The following is a 21,124-nucleotide window of genomic DNA, read 5'->3' on the forward strand; positions in this document are numbered from 1 at the left end:
TATGTTCCTTTATCAGGTTATTCGTTGTAATCTTTAACACACACCCTTTTAAATATTTAAATTTATGTGTATTAAGGATAACACTGTTCATGGAGCAGGGCCTGTAGAGAATTTATTAAATTAAGTGTTACTACTGTAGTAACTCCTTTATATCACTTGCCTCTTGCTCCTCCAGCAGCCGCTTCAGCTTTTGACGTTGGCGCTTTTCCCGTTGACGGCGCTCTTTGTCCTCCTCCTTGAGGGCCTTAAGCAGGGAGAAGCACATGCCGATCAGGACAATGGCAAAAGGCAATGCAGCTACAATGGAAGCGGTCTGAAGCCCGCTCAATCCGCCGCTAATCAACAGCACTACAGCGATGGAGGATTGCAGAATCCCCCAGGTTAATTTGACTCTTGCGCTGGGATTCAGCTTGCCGTCTGAGGTCAGCATGCCCAGTACAAAGGTAGCGGAATCGGCTGATGTAATGAAGAAGATCATAATCAGGATCGTTGCTATAAACGATACTATAGTGCCTAAGGGGAGTTGCTCCAGCATGACAAACAGAGCTGTCGTCGTATCTGCTTTTACGGCCTCTGCCAACTGGACAGCATCGAACAATTCCATTTGCATGCCCGTTCCGCCAAATACCGAGAACCAGATGAAGCCGAACAGACTCGGTATAATCAGCACACAAATGACAAATTCCTTGATTGTTCTTCCTTTGGATACCCTCGCAATGAATGTTCCGACAAAGGGTGCCCAGGCAATCCACCAGGCCCAATAGAATAAGGTCCACGCCCCGACCCAGGTTCCCTTGGAGAATGGCGTTAGCCTCAAGCTCATATTGACGATGTTTTGCAGATAACTGCCTAATGTGGTTGTAAAGGTATCAAAGATAAACGAGGTCGGACCCGTTATCCATACGAACAGCATCAGAAGAACGGCAATCACCAGGTTGGTGTTGCTGAGAATTTTGATCCCCTTGTCCAGACCGCTGGTAGCGGAGATGAGGAACAGTACGGTCACTACAGCAATAATTGCAATCTGAGCAGGTACGGTATTCGGAAGCCCGAATAAATAGTGCAGCCCTCCGTTAATCTGTAGAGCCCCGAGGCCCAGCGAAGTCGCTACTCCAAAAATAGTGGCAATCACCGCCAAAATATCGATGGCCTTGCCCAGCCAGCCGGATACCAGCCGCTCCCCGAGTAGAGGGATAAAAGCGGAGCTGATCAAGCCTTTGTACCCTTTGCGGAACTGGAAGTAAGCCAGTGTCAATCCAATAACGGCATAGATCGCCCAAGGGTGCAGCCCCCAGTGAAAAAAAGAGTACCGCATCGAGATCCGCGCGGCTTCTGTTGTCCCTCCCGCTACGCCCTCTGGCGGAGATAAATAATGGGACAGCGGTTCAGCCACTCCCCAGTAGACAAGCCCGATTCCCATCCCTGCGCTGAATAACATCGACAGCCAGGATATCGTGGAATATTCCGGTTCGTCGTCATCGTCTCCCAGCCGGATACTGCCGAATCTGCTGAAGGCTAAATAGAAGGTGAAGATCAAGAAGAACAGAGTGGCCAGCAGATAGAACCAGCCGAAATTATGGATGGAGAAATTGTACGCAGCATTAGCTGTAGCTGCCATCTGATCAGGCGCTACGGCTCCCCATAATGCAAAAATCGCTACGATGGTAATTGAAATGATAAAAACCATATATGAACCTCCATGAGTAGGGTATGTATACAAATTAAATAAACAAAAAAAGCCTCAGGAACGCATCAAAGGCTTCCTGAGGGTCCATCCCTTGTACTTTTCCGTCAGGGTCCTGCTCAGTTCTGTCTGTTCTCCACCGATTTCATCCGGTTCTGGTCGTCAGGCAGCCGGTCATGACTGAATTCCTGGCCTGCTTCTACTTCCCCGTCTTCGGATACAGCCCTGGCAAAGTTAGTGAACTGTCTTTTCTCCTCGTCCTGCTCATGTTTACGCTTCAAAAGCTCCTTCGGGTCCTGAGTTGTCATTATGCTAACCTCCTGAGAAATCTAATCATGCTGTTTATCTGCACTGTATAAGTTTTTCCATACCATCGGGGTGCTTATGCACCAAATCGGAGAATGAGCTCTAATCCTTAACTTTTATCAGCACTCCGTCCCTATTCTCATAGACCCTGTTTTCATTTTTACCAATCTTGTTCATGATCTCTTCTTCCAGGTTAATCCCCAGAATCTCGGCCAGCCCAATCAGGTAGATGGCAACGTCCGCTAACTCTTCGCCGAGGTCATCTTTCTTCTTCCGGTAAGCATCACAGGCTTCTGACAGTTCGCCGTGGGTCAGGCAGAATTCCTGATAGATATCTGTGACATTGAACCCCTTCTCCAGCTTATTCTGATACACTCTCTTCTGGAGTTGTACTAAATCAATCATTGGGATCACTCCTATCTTCTATCTTATTGAACTTATCCTATATGCTTGCGTAAATGCACTAGCGACATGGGCTTAATCCGCTGGGCTTCGGCGATATTCTCATACAATAGGTGGCTCTTGCCTGCCTGGGCAAACGACTCACGTAAGGCTGCGATCCTTCCTTTTTTGAGATCAAGGAACTGGAAGTCGATCTGCTTCAGATGCTTCATTGCGGTCAAAGGCTCTAACTCCTTCGCGGTCACGGCTGCTGAAATCTCTCTTAGCTGTAACATTTCAAGCTGCGTTGCGGTCCATAAAGGGTCAATATCCTCCAGGGATTTCATCTGATCGAGTTCAAGCTGTATAAGCCCCGGCATATTCGAAAAGTCACACAAAGCCTCAAGCTTCGGCAAGGATAAGTTCAGGTATGTAAGATTGCTCATGGACTCCAGGGCATCCGCCTTCGTTAAGTTGCGGATAGCCGCCAGACTCAGCATGGGGACGGTAGAATCTGCAAGCGCATCCAGTGATCCTTTCAAGATGGAGTCGTGAATGAAGAGGCACAGCAGGTTCGGTAACCGGCGGACAAATTCCAGCTCATGAATCGTAGTCCGCAAGATTAAAGTATCCAGGCTGGCGGCATCGCCTATCGGCGTTAAGTCCTGAAATTGCCCATGGACCGAGAGATATTGTAGCTGCTTGAAGCTTGTGAGGAAGCTTAGGTCCACTGGCTTTTTGGCCGAAATGGATAAAAACTGCAGTCGCTGCAACTTGCCAAGCACACTCAGATCCACACTATGAAACAGATTCAACTCTAAGGCTGTGATGTGTTGTAATTCAGATAGGATCTGTAGCAATTCCTCGGAATAGCGCACTTTCCTGTCGGCTTGACTAATTGACAAGACCAGATCCGGGCGTTCGGCAAATACATGCTGATCTAATTCCTGCAGATCCTGGAGCTTGTCCACATCGATGACATACGAAATAAGCGCCCGCTGTCTGAGCTCCTTCACCGCTTGATCCATTTTACCTTTTGTCCAAGGTGCACCATTCATTGAGCTAGCCCATACTCCCATTCCCGTGATCCCCCATTCCTTCGGATATAAAAAGTCCCGCCTGTTTGTGGCAGACGGGATTTTGACTAAGTCATACTTATTGAGCGGCTACCTCATAACTTGCGCACCACATAGATGAGATTCATTCCACAATCTAGTGTGCCGGGTAATTTGGTGAAAGCAATTTCATGTTCGACAATCAGCTTCCAGAATTCCTGGTCACCCCGGGCATTCTCCAAGGCAGCGTCTCCAGCTTGCGTATATAGTCCGGCAGAGCTTCTCTCCAGAATATTAACCGGAAACTGGGCAAATAAAGCATCTAATTCAGAACTTCTCATCATATGGACGTAATGCTTGCTGGGAACGGGATAATGCTCTTCATCTTGAATCCCTGTGTTCATGATCCACTTGGTAGCCTCAATGCCGAACAGGTCTTTCTCATAGCGGATGCCATCCAGATAATACATGGAAGCGCCGATGAAGCTCATCGATCCCAGGATCAATATCCCGCCCGGCTTCAGTACTCTCAGGAGCTCCCGGATGCCATCCGTCTCTCTGTCCAAGAGATAGTTTATGACACCGCCGATACATACCACAGTGTCGAACGTACCCTCTTCAAACACGCTCATATCCAGCACATCTAGTACATGGTATGCCTTGATTCTGTCCGCCAGGGACAGCTCTTGCATTTTGGACTTGTTGAATTCAATCTGATGGCCCGACAGGTCAGCAACGGTCAACTCAGAACACATGGTCACGAGGTCCTTGGTGTACCTGCCTGAACCTGCGCCAATCTCCAGCACGGTATCTGTAGCCTTAGTGTAACGCTGAAGAATATCCAGATGCACCTGATACAAAAGCTCGCCTGGCCCATCCTTCTCCAGCCGTGTCCATTCACGGTCGCCATAGTTGTCGTACCGGGTTCTCGGGATTTCGGGGTTGTAACTCATGAAAGCCTCTCCTTTTCAAATTCAATTGGGTAATCGGAGTAATGCCACTAATGTCGCTAATATCGCCTGCACTCATACAACCACCACCTCCTTGGAATCCGTCTGCCCCTATTATACTAAGCCTCGGACCATTTAGCATCCTAAATTTCCCAAACCCATCAGAGGGTAAAGTTACCGGGTGGATTTAAACCACCTAAAGGTAATGCCTTTTGTACGGTGAAAATAGTTCCTTTGACGTTGACATCAAAAGTCTTGTAGTAGTGGGCTTCCGTAATTTGGCCTAACGGCAGGAATGACCCTAGTCCGGCATTTGCAAATAGAATGTCCAGGTGTCCCTTTTCCCGCTTGACGGTATCGAATAAGGTGTCCAGATCTTCCAGCTTGGAGATGTCACCTTGAACGCCTGTAACATTCTGACCGATTTGCTGTACCGCTTCATCCAGCTCACGTTGTCTGCGCCCTGTGATAAACACGTAAGCCCCTTCTTGTACGAACTGTTGTGCCGCAGCCAGCCCGATGCCGCTTGTCCCTCCGGTTACAACTGCCACTTTCCCGTCAAATCTACCCATACTATTATACACTCCTTTTATGGTTTGTAGTTCTTATGAACGCTAGTATGGGGGAAAAGTCACAAGAAAAATAGTACCCACTTTTTTGTGATATAGTCACCAAAAGGTGATAATTGAGGCGGATTAAGCTGTGTTATTCTGCTGAAGCTCTAAATTTTCTGCTTCTCCACCATCTTGTAATACATTCCCTGTCGGGCCAGTAATTCTGCTGGACTTCCCTGCTCTACAATGTGGCCCTTATCCACGACCAGGATGACATCTGCATTCTTCACAGTGGACAGCCGGTGTGCGATCACCAGGATCGTCTGCTTCCCCTTCAGGCTCAGCAAGGTATCGTTCAGGTCACTCTCCGTCAAGGCGTCCAGAGCCGAGGTGTATTCATCCAGCATCAGAATCCGGGGTTCACTCATGAATGCCCGTGCTAATAGAATCCGCTGGATCTCGCCGCCGGAGAGGTTGTCGCCATGGTTCTCCACTTGCTTGTCATACCCTTCTGGCATGACTTGTACGAATGAATTCACGTGGGCAAGGTCAACAGCAGCATTGAATTTGATCCAGGCTGCTTCATTCATTTCTTCTTTTCGCAGAGGATAAATGATGTTGTCCAAAATGGACTTGTTCCATAACACTCCCTTTTGCGGGGAATAGCCGACATATCGTCTTAGTTCATGAATGTCCAGTTCTTGGATCGAAACGCCGTCCAGGCAGATCTCCCCTTCATCCGGCTCTATGAATCTGTGGATCAGCTCGAATATCGTAGACTTCCCTGAGCCGCTTAATCCAACAATCCCCACGAAGGCTCCGGGCTGAATATCCAGAGTAAAACCGGTGATCCCAAAAGAATCTGACGGGGCGTAACGGTACGAGACATTCCTCATCTGCAGGAGGGGGACACGGTGATAGTCAGGAGCTGTAGCTCCCGACGAAATTTTCTCCAGTTCAAGGATGTCATTCAGGTTATTAATAATGACCGTCATGCGGCTCCTATCGATGTTCAGCGTAAACAGTGACTTGAAAATGCTATACAACCTTGGAAGAATCACAATGAAGGCCAGTAATGTGCCTGGTGAGATGCGCCCTTTTAGAATCAGGAACAGACTATAGCCGTAAATGATGCCCGTAATGATGGAAATGACTGTATCCGCGACCATGTTCAACACCACATGATGAAATAGCCTAGACTGCCGGGATATCCTCCACGCCTCGTCATTCCACTCCCTCCAGCGCTCCTGCTCAGCCTGATGTCCGTTACACCTGTGAACCGCCTTCAGATTCGTGAAGAAATCATTCAAATAATTGATGCCCTTATCCAAAATCCCATGATACTGTTTATCCAGGCGCTCTGTCTTGCTCCTGAAGCGCTTGAAGCCATACATACATAGAGGGAATGAGAGGATGGCTGCGAGTGTAAGCTCGGTACTCATCGAGAACATGATCCACAGGGTAGCGATCAGTAGAATAGCATTCGAGACCATGGCCATCAGGGTGTCTACCACGAAAATTTCACATAGCATCCCCACCTGCAAGGTGATCCGGTTAATGATTTCCCCCTTGCCGATGCTGTCCACGTTTCTTGGCCGGGTCTGAAGTACGTCAGAGATCAGCCGCAGGCGCAGATTCTTGGATAAATGGTTGCCCAGCTCATTATTATAATAAGAGGTGACGCTGTTCAAGGCGGCGTAAATTACGGGAATTAGAATTAGCAGGAGCATATAGAATGCAGCCGTCCCGATCTGCTTGTCAGGCAGGATGTCATCGAATAGGTCTTTGAACAGGAGGGGCTGAACAGTCGAGACGAATGCGGCTAAAATATTGAAGAATAGGATCATAACAAGGATTCTCTTACTATTAGACAATATCTCCTTAATCAACGTCCGGGTCGGATTCATAAGCCCGCAGAACCTCCTTCAAAGAGCGCAGCTTATGTAATCATACCGGATCGGGAAGATGGAATTAACCTGTCTAATGATAGTAAACCACCTTACATATTATAGTATTACTGTCGGTTTACGGTCGCTAAAAAGCCAGCGTTCATAAGGGTTCGCTGGCTTCTCAGTTCTTGTATGAATTACTTTCCTTCCTCCGCCCGCCAAATTCCGGCCGCTGTAGACGAGAAGCCGCACTTCTCATAGAACTCCTTATGCTCACGGCTATAAGTGAGGGTTACTATGGTCAATCCGCGTCGAATAGACTCGTTCAATAGCTCCTTAACAAGCTGCTGCCCCACTCCGCGCCTCTGATAATCTGGATGGACGATAATATCCTCCATATACCCGTGCTCCAGACCCGTTCCGGCAACATAGCCAAAAGCGATGAGTCTCCCTTCGGGATCTCTGGCTCCTGCCCAGAAATTGCATCGCTGAAACAGGGCTGGATAGTCAGAGTCTCTTCTTGACCAGCCCACGGTTTCTCTTAAACCGGGAACCTCCTCCGCGCGAATGTCCAAGTTAATCTGAATCATTTTCCAGATACAACACCTTTGCTTTTTTGTCGTAGGCAATCAGTTCAGCATATCTGCCCCAGTCGATCACAATGTCCAGTTGAAGAGCGGCTTCTTCTGCCCCAAAATGCTTTTCAAAAATCTCCGCGAAAAAGGCCCGTTCCATTTTGTTATTGGATTTTGATTGCAGAATCCAGATGATTTTCTCCATGATGGGAACATGCTTCAGAACCTGGTCTTTAAAAATTTCCTTCCGGAACAGAACACTTGCATTGGCAAACTGGCGTCCAATCTCTGTCAACTCGATATCTCCATGCAGAACCGCAGCAAAATGCAGCATTTCCACCGCTTCGACGATGGGCAGGAAATCTTCCAGCTTCAGACTTAATTGATCGGCTAGTTTGTACAGGTCCACTTGTTGGCCTAGATCGTCAATCAATTCAATGAAGCCTGTGAGGGCACCTGCCGGAACCGGTTGAATTTTCTCGATGGTATTTTTCTGTTCTTCGTTCGGATCGGTAGATTTCACTTCCCTTTGGGTCAGTATAGAATAGATGCGGTCTACCAGCGAGGTGAACTGCGGATCTTGCTTATCCCGCCAGTGCGGCAGCACAATGGGAATATCGGAGATCACACGGGCGGGATCTCTGGATAAGACGATCGCCCGGTCTGACATATAGACAGCTTCCTCTATACTGTGGGTGACCATAATAATGCATTTGGTAGGAATTTGCCGCTCCGTCCACAATTCGAGCAGGTCGCGCTTCAAGTTTTCTGCGGTCAATACGTCAAGAGCCGAGAACGGTTCATCCATCAGAAGAATATCCGGCTCCATGACGAGTGCCCGGCCGATGCCCACGCGCTGCCGCATCCCTCCTGACAATTCTTTGGGGTAGGCTCCTTCAAAGCCGTCAAGGCCAATCATATCGATGACCGAGAGCGCTTTACGCATTTTATCGGCTTCGCGTAACGGTTTGTTCGCAAGTCCCAGCTTCACATTCTCCAGGACGGTCAGCCAAGGAAACAACGCAAACGATTGGAACACCATTCCTACGCCCGGATGGGTGCCGGCAATCTCTTGTCCATTATAGAGCACCGTGCCTTGTGAAGGAGGGACAAGACCTGCAATGATGCGCAGAAGAGTCGATTTCCCTGAACCTGAAGGCCCCAGGATCGAGACTAGCTCGCCTTCTTTAATATGAAGGTTGATATCCTCCATAATGCTCACATTTGCCTGTTTCGGCTGATCATAACGTTTGGTGATTTGCTTTAATTCAATCAATGCTGTGGTCATGTTCTACACCTCTAATCCAAGTGATATTTGCTTTCAGCTAAGGCATACAGCCTGCGCCATACCAGACGGTTCATGATCACAACGAGCAGGCACATGACGAGAATGCCCCAGATGATCTCCGGCCAGTTCCCGTTCGTGGTGGCTTGCGCAATGAATGTACCTAACCCGGCTGCCTGCAGATCTTGATCCTTCCAGGAGACGATTTCGGAGACGATGCTGGCGTTCCAGGCGCCTCCGCTTGCCGTAATGCAGCCAGTGACGAGGAAGGGGAAAACAGCGGGAAGAATGAGCGTCTTCCAGGTCTGCCAGCGTGTTAATTTTAAAGTCACAGCAGCTTCCTTGAGATCGGAAGGAATGGCCATTGCTCCGGCAATCACATTAAATAATACATACCATTGTGTACCCAGCATCATCAGCGGAATGGCCCCAATCTCCATCGATATTCCAAACTTCAAGTACAGAATCGTGAATATTGGAAACGCCATGTTGGCCGGAAAAGAAGACAGAACCTGCACAACAGGCTGAACAATTCGTGATAGCCGCGGATTTGTTCCGATGAACACGCCTACAGGCAGCGTCCAGATTACAGCCAGCAGTGTTGAGACGACTACCCTCAGTGCGGTCAGCAGGCCGAGGTACACCACATGAATCAGCTCGCTCCAGCTTAATTGGGCAATTTCAAGAATACCCGAATACAAATATCGGAGTATAAGAATAACTACCGCAGACAGGATTAGCCATTGAATGGCCTTTTTGACCTTTAACGGGACATGTGGCAGCTTCAACTGTGCGCTTCGGGCAGCAAGCCGCAGGAATCCGTCATGAACCCCACGGCGCAGCTTACGGTTAAGATAATGAACAAAGCTGGCCCGCTTCAGAAGATTCAATACCCATGAGGTAGACACCTCGCCTGCTTCCGTCTGTTCATTCTTGAATTTCTGACTCCAGGCAATCACCGGACGCCAGAATAATTGGTCTACCATCACAATCAGCACGATCATCGTCAGGATCGCATAGATAAGCGCCCTAATATTGCCGTCATCTGCGGCCAAGGCCATGTACGTCCCGATTCCGGGCAGATGCAAGTCCTGGTTCAACACGCTGATCGACTCGCTGGCCGCGAGGAAGAACCAGCCCCCGCCAAATGACATCATGCTGTTCCATACCAGACCGATCATCGAAAAGGGGGCTTCCAGCTTTGTGAACCGATGCCATCCGCCCAATTGGTTCATCGCGGCAGCCTCATTCAGCTCGCGCGGAATCGTCTTAAGGGAATGATAATAGCTAAGGGTCATATTCCAGACCTGGCTGGTAAAAATAGCGAAGATCGAAGCCAGTTCCACGCCGAGCAGGCTGCCCGGGAACAAGGCCATGAAGGCCAGTACTGTGGCCGACAGGAATCCAAGTACAGGAACGGATTGCAGGATATCAATGGCGGGAATCATAAACTTCTCTGCAGTCCGGTTATCCGCCGCGATGCGGCCGTACACGAAGGTGAAGATCAGGGATGCTCCAAAAGCGATAAACATCCGCAGCAGCGAGCGGCCTGCATAGTAAGGAAGCCATTTGGGGTCCAGACTTAAGGAGGCTAATTGATCCGGGTCCAGTGGCACCTGCATACCCGAGCCTAGCTTCGCTGCGGCATACAGGATGGATAACAACAAGGAAATGACGAGAATATCCGCCCAGCCGAATGGTCTTCGCTGGTTCCCTTGCTGGTAAAAGTTCATTTGCATAGTGTACAACTCCAATCTGCTCCAAATAAAAAACTCTCCTCTGCATCAGCAGGGAGAGCTACACATTCCTTCATTCACGAGAGCTGCAAGGCTATTCCGATTCAGTCATCCAGGGGGGCCTGAAGACAGACTGAATACAATAGACCTATACCGCAATGGGGGAATGGGATGCTTCCTGCTTAACCGCAACCATAGGTTCGTAAGATTGTATATTCGGCTTCTGCTGTCCATCTCCAGTTCCCTCCCTTCATTAAATGAATTTACCAATCCTTGACTGTGCTTACGTGGCATAATTAACAATAGTGGCTTCCCCGGTGCGCTCATCGTAGGCAATCCATAAATCATCCCCGGCTTCTACGCCATACACCGGTTCTATAGATTGCCTGATCCGGTAGCTCTGTCCGCCGCGTTCGACGGTGATCGTGGCAAGCGGCCGGTCGCCGGTCGTTCCCCGGTAGTCGACCGATCGCACGCTGGCACTGCCTTGCTTGCCTTGCAGAAGCCGCGATTGAAGCGCAACCTCCTCCGGCTTAGCAGTTACGGGAACTACCGCGCCTACAGTGACTTCCAGATTTTCCGGGACGAACTGGCTGTTCACCTTGCGCAGACGTTCCTTTCTGTTCACTATCACTATCTCAAGCAGCAGCAGATCCTGGCCGGCAATCTTCACCGGCAACCGCTGAACTCTTGTAATTTCAGCCTCTAAGGTGAGCTGGGTTGCCTGATCACTCCGCTCCGCAGGACCATATTTCAACAAACGGGCGTTGCCGCTTGTGATTATCAGATCTGCCCGTTCTCCGGTACGGTAGACGAAGCCGGAGGGCTGCACCACAGGCACACTGTAGCTTTGGCCTGCTGTCTCAAAGTGCAGCAGCAGTGCTTGCCCGCGGTTTACAGGTCCGCAGGCTTTCATCTGTCTTAAGACCGCATCATGAATGATCCGGGGAGGTGCCTGGTTCTTAAGCTCGCTCTCCCGTACCAGGATCGCCTTATGCTTGCTCCGGTTATAGCTGATCATCACCTGATCGCCTGGACGGATCGGATTCAGATAAGAAATGACCTGCTTGATCTGGACTTCCTTACTCTGGCCCTGGTCCGTGAAACGGACGGTAAGCCGGACCTGTGGTTGTTCGTTGACCAGCATCCCCGTCTCGGCCAGATTGATAACCGTGCCTTGAATCAGAACCCCCTCGGCCAGCTTCTGCCACCGTTTGCGGATAAGAAGCTGTGGCAGCCAGAGTAGTCCCGCCACCATCAGTAAAGGAATTGCGAGCCAGATCACCCAGTTCACAACCAGGGCATTCCATGTCAGCACATAGTTCTTGAAGGTCGCTGCAGATAATTGATCCTCCCCGGCAGCCATCTGCCATTGCTGCAGCTCCCCGTTGCTGATCTGTCCGCTAAGCCCCTCCTTGACAAGCAGCCAGCCTCCCAATGAATCCGGACTTGAATAGTACAGTGTATCATTATTCGCTTCTTTATAGAAGCTCAGCTTCGGATCTTGCAGCTGATCGTAGGATAATGTCTTAAGCGCGGCATTGACATTCGTAAATTCCCCGGTCTGCCCATGATACAAATAACCGCGCAGGGTACCCTTGATCTCGTCTTCCGTGGTGGACCCAGCAATCAGCGTCTCCTGGTCGTTCAGCGGGAAGAGCCTGGACTGATAGACCGGCTCCGGCGTCTTGACGGCTTCGCCCCATTTACCCGCAGTCTCATTGTAATAGTGAACCTGTTTTGGATATTCGCTGCTTACCCGCAGTAGCCGGGTATTGTCCAGTCCGAACTGCGCGGCAAACTCCTGCCCTACCCTCTTCTGCGCTTCGGGAGCACTCTCTTGCGCCCCCTTCAGCCCAAGTAGAGGTATGCCATCCTTGCCGAAGAGGGCAGAAGCATAAGCAGTGCGCCCGTCCTTGAGTCCCACCTCATAGACGGGCAGAGAATGCTCCTCCTGGAAGCTGAAGAAGGCTTCACGGATGGAGACCGGCCGTGCGGGAAGCCCGGCTGATCCGTTCAGATTCGCGTAGTGGAGCTGAGCCTGGCTGACTTCCGCCACATGGACCGCTGAGCTTTTATCCGCCCCGGCGAACAGTAATCTGCCCCGCCACTCATGCCCGTCGGAGCTCAGAAAGGTCGGGATATTAAAGCTTCCCTGTACCAGCTCTTTCGCGCCCCCCGCCGGATCAATAACATTCACCTGTAGGCCTGCCTTATCCTTAGTTGCGATCACCAGCTTACCGGCCTGATAAGAGACCAGCTGCTGCCGGTGGATGTCTGAGCGAAGCTCCACCTCTTGTTCAGCCTTATGGGTGCCTGCGTCATACAGCGTCGCCATTAACCCGTTGCTGCTGTCCATGACCGCAATCACCTTCTTGCCCTGGTCCAGATAATACAACGCTTTGACCGGGTGCAGGCGATCCGCTGCACTGCGCACATAACCGGAATAATCGTTCCAGACCAGGAAGCTAAGGATCACCGCAGGAATCCAGAATATTAGAATAAATAAGGAAAAAACTGATTTTCTCATCGATTTCTCTCCTCTGCAGGGTTCGGTGTTCACTATAGCCTTCACCGTAAGGTGCGAGAATGAAACGGCCAGAAGCTTTCATGTTGTATAGGATTGTATAGGTGAACTCAAAAAAGCAGAGCAGTGATTCTCCCGTCACCGGAGTTTCACTGTTCTGCTCGCTTTAAGCATTGTCTATTCTCAGCGGTAGCTTCAAGCATCCCGGATACGGTAGAATACAATCGCTATTGCCACAAGGGATACTGTCCAGATCATTAAAATACCGCCTCCCTGCACAGGTGTAAGGACATTAAGTTCGCCAGAGGAAGGCAGCAGGTACATGTAACGTCCAGCCGTATCCGGGAAGTAAGCCGGCAGCAGCTCCCGCGACCATGGACTGATAATGAAATAATAGCCGAGCAGGATCACCAGGGCCGGAAGGGTTCTTCTCAATAAAGCCCCTATCGCCGCACTAAGCAAGGTGGTCAAGGTCAGATAGCCCGTTGCCCCCAGCAATGCTTGTATGACATCATGAGGCTCTACCCCCGCTGGATGACCGTCCAGTCTCCAGCCTGCATATAGAACACCAGAGGCTGTAAGGATAAACGCCGCGGGAATCGTAATCAGGGTGAGTGCCAGATGCTTCATGAATAATTGGCGCCCGCGCCAGGGGCTTGCCGTTAACGTTGTCCGGATCTGTCCGCCTGTATACTCCGAGCAAGCCGCCAAGATCCCCAGAATAATGAACCCTGCCTGAAGATAGGTCATTGAGGCAAGTCCTGTATTCAGGATTCCGGGGCCTGCGGCTCCTTCCTGCAGAGAGGCGGAAGTGAAGGCTGCGGTCAAAAGCAGATGAACAAGAAATGTAACCATAACAGCAGTCCATGTCCATGGCAATGTCATCAGCTTGTCCAGTTCAGCCCTAAGGATTCGTATAGTCTTCCTGCCGGATGAGGCATTCATGCTGCAACATCCCTCCTATGGAACATAATAGCTGCAATCCCAAGCAGCACGGTCACCCAGGCAAACATGATCAAACCGCCGGTGAACGGGGTGTGATAGCTGTCGAACAGACTGCCTGTAACCTCGGTCAAGGCGCTGTTCTTAGTGAACATAAACATCTCCACGCCGGCCCGGTCCGGCAAATAGAATGCCAGCTTCGTCACCTTGGCCAGCAGGACACTGAAGGATACCAGCGATGAATTGATTATAAGCACAGTAAGCGGGATCGTACCCTGCTTGGTCAGCAGCGTAAGCCCGAAGGCCAACAGTGCAGTGAAGGTCCAGTAACAGACGGCACCGGCAAGCCGGGTCCATTCCAGAGCCGGGGCATAGTCACCTAATATATAGTGTGTGGTTGGCACAATCAGAATCACAGCAAGGATACACAGCAGGATGCTAATGACGGATACAGCGCCTGCTTTTGCCAGAAACAACTGAAGCCGCGATGACACAGCCATCAGACTTGTGGAAATCTGCTGCCCTCCGGCTCCTTCACTGCTCTCTGTCCGGTACTCGCTGCTGCCCGCCAGCACCCCCAGGATAATCACGCCCTGTATACCAAAGCCTAACCCGATATAGCCCACCTCAGGGAGCCGTGTGCTGACGCCTGCCAGAATGTCCTCCTTCTGGGCCAGACTGTCGAAGGCGGCCACCACTGCCGGAGCCAATGCTCCAATAAGTAGGGCAAGCCAGATCCCCGGCAACGAGAGCAATTTCGAGATTTCTGCATGGAAGGCCTTCACCAAGCATCACCTGCCTGTTCAGAGGTCAAGGCAAAGAAGGCATCCTCCAGCGTGGAATGACTGCCGGTTACCTCCTGCAAGGTGCCGTCTGCGACAATTCTCCCCTGCTTAATGATCACCACATCGTCAACCGTCTCGGCCAGCTCGCCCATAAGATGACTGGAGAGCAGCACCGTATTCCCGGCCTCAGCCCGCTTACGCAGAAATGTCCGTATCCAGCGGATGCCTTCGGGGTCGAGACCGTTCACAGGTTCATCCAGAATCAGAATCTCCGGGTCTGCAAGCAGCGCTGCCGCGATCCCGAGCCTTCTCCCCATGCCGAGAGAATAACGCTTCACTCTAGTGCCTGCCGCCTTGGTAAGACCGACGATATCCAGCACTTCCTCGACACGGGAGCGGGGCAGACCGGCGGCGCAAGCCATCCAGCGCAAATGTGCCCGTCCCGTCCGCATCGGATGGGCTCCTGATCCGTCAAGTGCAGCACCTACGGTTCGCAGCGGATGCTGTAATTCTGCGAAGGGCTTGCCGTGAATCAAGGCACTTCCGGAGGTGGTATGATCCAGTCCGAGCAGGATACGGAGGGTAGAGCTTTTGCCGGCCCCGTTGGGTCCCAGGAATCCCGTGACTCTTCCAGGTCTCGCTTCGAAGGTGATCCCGGATAGAATTTCCTCCTTACCGCGGCGTTTGACTAAATTATTGATGGTAAGCAACCATAACACATCCTTTCGTTATGGTGCTAAGTATACAGCTGCAAGGTTACATTCCGGTGGGCAGGCCGTTTACTTCCGGGTTAACTTCAGGTTACATTTTGCCAATGACTACCCTCGTCCCCTGCCCGCTGGAGTTGAATTCAGCCTTCAGATTCATTGTATTCAGCATGTATTGTACGGTCGACAGCCCTATTCCCGCCCCGCCACCGTGAGCGGAGCGATCCATGCCCGGACCGCTGTCAGCGACAAGAATCCGTTCCTGCTGCACATCCACGGCGATACAAGCATATTTCCCGTCCGCTGCATGGCGAATGATATTCTGAAACAGATTATCCAGCACCCGGGTCATCCACCCAGGATCTGCTGTCCAGTGGAAGGTCTCTTCTGCGGGCAGATCAACATCGACCTGAATGCCATGTTCTTCAAAAACCGGATACCACGCAGCAACCGAGGCTCTTACCAGGCGCCCCATGTCTGTGTGGGCAGGCTCGAAGGGATATTTTCCTGAGGTAAGCAAAGTATACGATAGCAAATCATCCATCAGCTCGCCGGTCCGGGTAATGGTCTGGTTGATCTCGGCTAAGGAGCTCTTTCCTTCTGGACTCATAGGTTCTTTGTTCAGCCGGTTGACATGTCCCCGCATGATGGTCAGCGGTGTCCGCAGATCGTGGGACATGTTGGCAATGAGCCGTTGCCGCAGCCCGGCCTCTTCCTGCTCCCGCCTGCGGCTGTCTTCCAGCTGCCGGATCATCCGGTTGAAGGAAACGCCTAACAGGTCTATTTCATCCATGCGGTCCTTTTGAATCAGGATAGGCTCTGTCCACGAATCAGCAGCGGTAGTAGCGGACATAGCTTCTTGTAAGCGGGTTAGACGTTTGCGGAGTCTCCAGAAGAACAGCCAGGATAGAACAACGAACGCCACAATAATACCCGTGAACATAAGGACTGTAATGTAAAACAGATTCAGCGTATTGAACCTTGCTTCTGGCCCGGAAGTTCCGAAGAACGATGAGAAGACGATCATCGAGAGGGGCGGAAGAAGGATGAACAGAAAGTGCAGCTTCAGAAAATGCCGGAACAAGGAGCGGGGCTGCTTCATAGCTTCACCCTGTAGCCGATTCCCTTCAGCGTCTCAATAATCTCCGGGGTCTCCGGGTCACGCTCCAGCTTCTGCCGCAGCCGGTGGAGATGTACCAGCAAGGTCTTGTCGCCAGGGAGATAGGCTTCCTCCCAGACGGCTTCAAAGAGCTGTTCCTTCGGCAGAACCTGATTCGGATGGCGCAGGAAATACATCAGGATCTGATGCTGCTTCCCGGTCAATATAATCTCTTCTCCTGTTCGTATGTCATAGAGGGTCTGGAGCTTCATATCGACTTCAATATGAGTGCCCAGTGTAATACGGTCCGGGTAGACTCCGGCGCTACGGCGGATTAATACCTCCAGCCTGGCCACTAATTCATCGGTATGGAAGGGCTTAGTGACATAGTCATCCGCGAATTGTAAACCCTCCACCTTATCGTCAACAGAGGTCCGGGCGGTCAACAGCAGCACAGGGACGGCGGGTGCCGCCTTTTTCAACCTCTTGCCTATAGTGAATCCATCTAAGCCCGGTAACATGATATCCAGAATAACGACATCATACTCCGCGACCTCAGCCTCGGTTCCCTCACCGGATAACAGCCACTGTACCGAATATCCGCGCTGCTCCAGCTCCTCTTTAACCCAAGTGCCGATTTTCTCATTATCTTCAATATAAAGTATGCTTGTTCTCAAGTGATTCCCTGCTCTCTATTAATCTCTGCGGCTCTCCCTTCTTATTATACTGGTTAATCAATTCATCCAATACCATGGATTGCTTAAGGACCGCAGGATGCTGAAGATCATGATGTTTCTCCGCCAGAAGGTGAAGCCGGTTACGGGCACGTTCAATCCGGACATGTACGAGCATATTTCTGTTCACCATAGAATCCTCCCTTTATGCTATCTTAGGGTTTTATGTCAGATAATAGGATGTTCGTTTAATTGCAAAAAAATAGATGCCCCCGAGATGTCAGGAGCACCCTTGTATATTTTGCGAAAATGATTAAGTTCCCCAGCCATGCCCCATCGTAGTCACCAAGGTTATAGTCGTTGAAATAACAATCGAAACACTACAGAGCGTCAAGAAGAATAAGATCTTTTTTTGCATTGAGCTGATACACCTCACTTGATAGTTTTTTAAATCTTTCCAGCAGTTCTTGATCCGCAAAATCCCTATACTGTTCAAAAAGAATCATACAAGCAACCATATTTTTACTGCTATTCATGGCAATAGATATTTCCAATCCTTTCAATACAGTGTTCAATGCCTGCTCCTTACTCTTGTTGTGATTGAAAAGATAGATTGCCAGCTCGATGAGGAATTGCGCATAGCTCTCTTTTAGAATGGTCTGCTTGTATTCACCGAACTCTGTCTTGCTGGATTCATAAGGTATATATGGCGCGAACCGATCCAAGATGCTGTCGACATTAAGCTTAAATACATTCGCCGCTCGAACGATATAACGCACTGCCACAAATATTTCATTCTCGTGAAGAGCTATATAGTCTGCATACTCATCTAATACATCCAATTCTCCGGTCATCAATCGGTACAGATAGGTATTAGCAACAGCCCATTTTGAAAATTGTGCAATGATCTGCCTGGATTGCTCGTCGTTCTCATGAACCCAGCGTTCACCATTTGCATACATTTTCACAAAGGATAATGCTCGCTTATAGTCGCCGCACTCTTCGCTGGCAGTAGCTCTGGCTAAGTAAGCGTACAGAATATAATAGTAGCAAGGACGCTCAGGACGCTTCAACCCTTCATCTATTGTGTCTGACCGGCGGTTTTCCAGTTCATATTGAATGGATGCAATCCGGTGCATTTTCTTAGCGAGTTCGTCCACTCTCTTCCACTTGTGTACCAGACCATAAATATGCATCAGCTGTTTCATTGCATCGAGCTGATCGGCTGCGTCTAAGCGATATACATACAACTCAAATTGAGCAGCTGCGCGTAATTTCTCCTCCAGATCGTGCTGGTCTTCTATTTCAATCCGAAATATCCGGTACTGGCATAACGCTAACCGTTCGGAATGCTGATACTTTTCGGCTTCGCTCACACCCTGATACAGTATCCTTGCAGCTTGGCGTTTATTGTCCCCATACAAAAGTTCAGCGAATTCAAACAGTAAAGAGGCATAAGACAAATCCTCCAGCAGACGGTTCACAATCTGTTCAAGACAATCCAGACGATCTAACTGGGCTGAGCGGAAAATAAAGGGGCGTATCCGCCGCATGGAGACTACAAAAGCAAAGCATTCCTCGATGTAGTCTTCAAAAAAATAGTCCTCCGGCAGCTTCATTCCAGCAGTAATCGCAGCAAGTTGTGCCATGGAGATTGGATGTTTACCTTTTAAGATCCGGCTGAGCGTACCTGAATTGAGACCCGATAACTCCGCAAAATGGGAATGTATCATTTGATTTCCGTTCATATACGCGAGCAGTTCTTCCCGGATAGAATGTACCGATCCCAAACTAACATACCTCCTTCCATAAAATAGGATTAAAAACATACGTATAGTTGATACTAAGGTTGAATCAAACAGCGGTCAATATAAAGGGATATTTTACTATTTAACCCGTTTACATCTATTATTATATCCATAAAATTATAATGCGCAATATATTTCGTGTATTATAAATCGTTAAATTAACGGCTCTCCTCCCCTATCATAAAAACATACCGAAAAGTTGAGGGAGATATTGCATTTTGAGGATAAAGGATGCACGGAAAGCCGCAGGGTATACCCAAGAATCCATCGTACATCAGATCAATGACACCATGAAATGCACTTTGCGCAACTACCAGAATATTGAGTACGGTGTGGTACTCCCGAATGTTACCTTGGCGCTGCTCATCAGTCACTTGTTTGGTGTTGATCCCCGTGAAGTAGATGAATGGAAATACTCAAATCAACGTGCAGATGCGCAAAAAAATGGCAATTGAATTTCCAAAGTCAATTTTTTCACGGCAAAAAATTCATTCTATACGCAAAAAAACCACCGATGAAGGTTCTAAATCTTCACTGGTGGTTTTTTTATTTTCATATGAATACACGTATTAAACCTTATAAATTCTCCTGTAGCTGTCGCGCAAGCGCATTCCGTCGCCCTCTAACACAGTGACAACATAATCTCCCAGGTCTTCGGAATAATTAAAATGCACATTGGCCCCTGTATCCAGGAAGACGATCATGACATCCAGACTGCGGCATTGCTCCATGATCTGAATACCGTTATGCCGGGCAAACGCCCGGAAATCCCCCCACGTGAGGAATTCGTTATCCTGCTGTTCTTCCTCTTTCGCATCCCCTTCGTGATCCCCGGTGAATTTCATATTCTCGCCTGTAAACTGCAGCTCCTCATCATAAAAAATCTCCAGCAGCCAATGCTTAAATTGAAATCCCAATATCGTTCCCGTGATACTGCTGTGGCTTTCTTTGGTGGTACAAAGTGTGAGCAATTCCGGGAATGGAAGGTTCTGCTGCTCCGGCAGCTTGAAGAATCCGCCTTGCTTCAGGTATTCGCTGACTGTACAACCCATGCTCTCCATCGCCAGGATCATTGGCTCAGCTATGATGCGGTTGATTTTTCTTGAGTTGCTGTAACGGCTACTGATCCGCTCCAGCAGATAATCGCCATGGTCCGCCGAGTATTGGAAAATAACCCGCAATCCGTTGCTTAGCTGCGCTCTAATACTCTTGCGGGTCTGCGTGAAGCTGACGGTGGTCAGGCCCAGCTCTGCCAAGACATTCGGGAAATACTGCCATAGGTTCATGGTACTCCCTGTAACTCTCCGTCCTCTGCGGTTGAAGTCAAGCTGCGAACCGAAATAGCCTTTAGTAGTGTAGATTAAAATAATCCATTTGACAATCCAGTTGCTTCGCACGCTCCATGAGTCCTTGGTTCGGCGTTCTGGATATACATATCAGATGGTGGGACGGGTCGATTAATTGATTAGCCAGGGATTCACCGATTCCTCTGGATGTTCCTGTAATAATAATATGTTTCAAGTGTAGTTGCCCCCCTGTAAGTTACTGGTTATCTTCACGAAGAATTATTCTTCGGACAGCCTCTTCCCAAATCTGCTCATATTCGAGGTCCATCCTCATCATCTTGCATCTGGACAAATTATCAATAAGCAAGGCAAGAATGGCTGCGTTAACCCCGATGGTTGAAGAAGCAATAAGCCCGAATTCAGCGCCCTTCGACAGAAGTTGAACAAAACCGTTAACAAAATCCTGTTGAATTTTTAATAGCGGAGCTCTAAATTGCTCATCACGCTCGGCCAGCATCGCAAACTCACTCAGCACCCTTAATGTGGAGCGATACTCCTCCTCACCGCTTGGCAGCATGCTTAGACCGCCGCTGAGTAATATTTCTGCAAAATTGTCTTTATTGGCGGATTCCGTATCAAAGTACGCTGTAAAATGATGATCCCGGAAAATATGCGCAAAGGTCCGGCTGATCAGCTCTTCTTTGGTCGCAAAATGATAATAAATAGAGGATTTGGTGATCCCCACTTTTTTGGCAATCAAGCCCAGACTCGTCTTCTCTATGCCATACTCAGCAAAAAGCTCAAATGCGGCCTGGATGATATAACTGGATGTAATCTCTTTCTTCTTGATAACCCTCAGGCTCCCTTCGATTGAATTTATG

General features: G+C 49.5%; 20 protein-coding genes and 1 pseudogene. 1 reads left to right on the forward strand and 20 read right to left on the reverse strand.

Annotated elements, in window-relative coordinates; genetic code table 11:
* Nucleotides 1–130: 130 nt before the first annotated feature.
* The 18 genes and pseudogenes from MKX42_RS17110 to MKX42_RS17195 form a co-directional block, all read right to left on the reverse strand.
* Complete coding sequence (locus MKX42_RS17110; RefSeq protein ID WP_340753537.1) at nucleotides 131–1,687, reverse strand: glycine betaine uptake BCCT transporter; 1,557 nt, start codon at nucleotides 1,685–1,687, stop codon at nucleotides 131–133.
* A 116-nt stretch (nucleotides 1,688–1,803) separates the two neighbouring features.
* Nucleotides 1,804–1,992 carry a hypothetical protein gene (locus MKX42_RS17115; protein WP_340753538.1) on the reverse strand — a complete coding sequence of 63 codons (189 nt, stop codon included), beginning with the start codon at nucleotides 1,990–1,992 and terminating at the stop codon, nucleotides 1,804–1,806.
* 100 nt (nucleotides 1,993–2,092) lie between these two features.
* Nucleotides 2,093–2,395, reverse strand: coding sequence for a MazG-like family protein (locus MKX42_RS17120; protein ID WP_340753539.1), 303 nt, complete (start codon nucleotides 2,393–2,395; stop codon nucleotides 2,093–2,095).
* 32 nt (nucleotides 2,396–2,427) lie between these two features.
* On the reverse strand, nucleotides 2,428–3,450 hold the full coding sequence (locus MKX42_RS17125) for a hypothetical protein (RefSeq protein ID WP_340753540.1): 1,023 nt from the start codon (nucleotides 3,448–3,450) through the stop codon (nucleotides 2,428–2,430).
* A gap of 92 nt (nucleotides 3,451–3,542) precedes the next feature.
* Entirely contained in the window at nucleotides 3,543–4,379 is an 837-nt protein-coding gene (locus MKX42_RS17130; RefSeq protein WP_340753541.1) for a class I SAM-dependent methyltransferase, read from the reverse strand.
* Nucleotides 4,380–4,573: 194 nt separating this feature from the next.
* A pseudogene (locus MKX42_RS17135) lies at nucleotides 4,574–4,948 on the reverse strand (SDR family NAD(P)-dependent oxidoreductase); the annotation flags it as partial.
* 149 nt (nucleotides 4,949–5,097) lie between these two features.
* Nucleotides 5,098–6,837, reverse strand: a complete 1,740-nt coding sequence (locus tag MKX42_RS17140; protein WP_340753542.1) for an ABC transporter ATP-binding protein — start codon at nucleotides 6,835–6,837, stop codon at nucleotides 5,098–5,100.
* A gap of 179 nt (nucleotides 6,838–7,016) precedes the next feature.
* Nucleotides 7,017–7,409 carry a GNAT family N-acetyltransferase gene (locus MKX42_RS17145; RefSeq protein WP_340753543.1) on the reverse strand — a complete coding sequence of 131 codons (393 nt, stop codon included), beginning with the start codon at nucleotides 7,407–7,409 and terminating at the stop codon, nucleotides 7,017–7,019.
* Nucleotides 7,396–8,682, reverse strand: coding sequence for an ABC transporter ATP-binding protein (locus tag MKX42_RS17150; protein WP_340753544.1), 1,287 nt, complete (start codon nucleotides 8,680–8,682; stop codon nucleotides 7,396–7,398). Before MKX42_RS17150 ends, MKX42_RS17145 begins: the two co-directional genes overlap by 14 nt.
* An 11-nt stretch (nucleotides 8,683–8,693) precedes the next feature.
* Complete coding sequence (locus MKX42_RS17155; RefSeq protein ID WP_340753545.1) at nucleotides 8,694–10,418, reverse strand: ABC transporter permease; 1,725 nt, start codon at nucleotides 10,416–10,418, stop codon at nucleotides 8,694–8,696.
* A 280-nt stretch (nucleotides 10,419–10,698) separates the two neighbouring features.
* Nucleotides 10,699–12,945: a hypothetical protein gene (locus tag MKX42_RS17160; RefSeq protein WP_340753546.1), complete on the reverse strand. Its 2,247-nt coding sequence runs from the start codon at nucleotides 12,943–12,945 to the stop codon at nucleotides 10,699–10,701.
* A gap of 192 nt (nucleotides 12,946–13,137) precedes the next feature.
* Nucleotides 13,138–13,887, reverse strand: a complete 750-nt coding sequence (locus MKX42_RS17165) for an ABC transporter permease (protein WP_340753547.1) — start codon at nucleotides 13,885–13,887, stop codon at nucleotides 13,138–13,140.
* Nucleotides 13,884–14,669, reverse strand: a complete 786-nt coding sequence (locus MKX42_RS17170; RefSeq protein WP_340753548.1) for an ABC transporter permease — start codon at nucleotides 14,667–14,669, stop codon at nucleotides 13,884–13,886. Before MKX42_RS17170 ends, MKX42_RS17165 begins: the two co-directional genes overlap by 4 nt.
* On the reverse strand, nucleotides 14,666–15,379 hold the full coding sequence (locus MKX42_RS17175) for an ABC transporter ATP-binding protein (RefSeq protein WP_340753549.1): 714 nt from the start codon (nucleotides 15,377–15,379) through the stop codon (nucleotides 14,666–14,668). The genes MKX42_RS17170 and MKX42_RS17175 overlap by 4 nt, the downstream gene beginning before the upstream one ends.
* A gap of 91 nt (nucleotides 15,380–15,470) precedes the next feature.
* A complete protein-coding gene (locus MKX42_RS17180; protein ID WP_340753550.1) occupies nucleotides 15,471–16,478 on the reverse strand; it encodes a HAMP domain-containing sensor histidine kinase in 1,008 nt (335 codons plus the stop codon).
* On the reverse strand, nucleotides 16,475–17,152 hold the full coding sequence (locus MKX42_RS17185) for a response regulator transcription factor (RefSeq protein WP_340753551.1): 678 nt from the start codon (nucleotides 17,150–17,152) through the stop codon (nucleotides 16,475–16,477). Before MKX42_RS17185 ends, MKX42_RS17180 begins: the two co-directional genes overlap by 4 nt.
* A complete protein-coding gene (locus MKX42_RS17190) occupies nucleotides 17,127–17,342 on the reverse strand; it encodes an aspartyl-phosphate phosphatase Spo0E family protein (RefSeq protein ID WP_340753552.1) in 216 nt (71 codons plus the stop codon). The genes MKX42_RS17185 and MKX42_RS17190 overlap by 26 nt, the downstream gene beginning before the upstream one ends.
* A gap of 187 nt (nucleotides 17,343–17,529) precedes the next feature.
* A complete protein-coding gene (locus MKX42_RS17195; RefSeq protein ID WP_340753553.1) occupies nucleotides 17,530–18,939 on the reverse strand; it encodes a transcriptional regulator in 1,410 nt (469 codons plus the stop codon).
* A 236-nt stretch (nucleotides 18,940–19,175) separates the two neighbouring features.
* Here MKX42_RS17195 and MKX42_RS17200 point away from each other — a divergent pair, with 236 nt between their 5' ends.
* A complete protein-coding gene (locus tag MKX42_RS17200) occupies nucleotides 19,176–19,412 on the forward strand; it encodes a helix-turn-helix transcriptional regulator (protein ID WP_340753554.1) in 237 nt (78 codons plus the stop codon).
* Nucleotides 19,413–19,526: 114 nt separating this feature from the next.
* Here the strand turns inward: MKX42_RS17200 and MKX42_RS17205 are convergent, their stop codons facing one another.
* Nucleotides 19,527–20,354, reverse strand: coding sequence for a hypothetical protein (locus tag MKX42_RS17205; RefSeq protein ID WP_340753555.1), 828 nt, complete (start codon nucleotides 20,352–20,354; stop codon nucleotides 19,527–19,529).
* A gap of 145 nt (nucleotides 20,355–20,499) precedes the next feature.
* Nucleotides 20,500–21,123, reverse strand: a complete 624-nt coding sequence (locus MKX42_RS17210) for a TetR/AcrR family transcriptional regulator (protein ID WP_340757709.1) — start codon at nucleotides 21,121–21,123, stop codon at nucleotides 20,500–20,502.
* Nucleotide 21,124 lies beyond the last annotated feature (1 nt).

Source organism: Paenibacillus sp. FSL R7-0204, from assembly GCF_038002225.1.
Classification (GTDB): domain Bacteria; phylum Bacillota; class Bacilli; order Paenibacillales; family Paenibacillaceae; genus Paenibacillus_AQ.

Coding starts and splice junctions, on each gene's coding strand:
- MKX42_RS17110 (WP_340753537.1), bottom strand. CDS start 1,687: ATGGTTTTTATCATTTCAATTACCATCGTAGCGATTTTTGCATTATGG.
- MKX42_RS17115 (WP_340753538.1), bottom strand. CDS start 1,992: ATGACAACTCAGGACCCGAAGGAGCTTTTGAAGCGTAAACATGAGCAG.
- MKX42_RS17120 (WP_340753539.1), bottom strand. CDS start 2,395: ATGATTGATTTAGTACAACTCCAGAAGAGAGTGTATCAGAATAAGCTG.
- MKX42_RS17125 (WP_340753540.1), bottom strand. CDS start 3,450: ATGGGAGTATGGGCTAGCTCAATGAATGGTGCACCTTGGACAAAAGGT.
- MKX42_RS17130 (WP_340753541.1), bottom strand. CDS start 4,379: ATGAGTTACAACCCCGAAATCCCGAGAACCCGGTACGACAACTATGGC.
- MKX42_RS17140 (WP_340753542.1), bottom strand. CDS start 6,837: ATGAATCCGACCCGGACGTTGATTAAGGAGATATTGTCTAATAGTAAG.
- MKX42_RS17145 (WP_340753543.1), bottom strand. CDS start 7,409: ATGATTCAGATTAACTTGGACATTCGCGCGGAGGAGGTTCCCGGTTTA.
- MKX42_RS17150 (WP_340753544.1), bottom strand. CDS start 8,682: ATGACCACAGCATTGATTGAATTAAAGCAAATCACCAAACGTTATGAT.
- MKX42_RS17155 (WP_340753545.1), bottom strand. CDS start 10,418: ATGCAAATGAACTTTTACCAGCAAGGGAACCAGCGAAGACCATTCGGC.
- MKX42_RS17160 (WP_340753546.1), bottom strand. CDS start 12,945: ATGAGAAAATCAGTTTTTTCCTTATTTATTCTAATATTCTGGATTCCT.
- MKX42_RS17165 (WP_340753547.1), bottom strand. CDS start 13,887: ATGAATGCCTCATCCGGCAGGAAGACTATACGAATCCTTAGGGCTGAA.
- MKX42_RS17180 (WP_340753550.1), bottom strand. CDS start 16,478: ATGAAGCAGCCCCGCTCCTTGTTCCGGCATTTTCTGAAGCTGCACTTT.
- MKX42_RS17190 (WP_340753552.1), bottom strand. CDS start 17,342: ATGGTGAACAGAAATATGCTCGTACATGTCCGGATTGAACGTGCCCGT.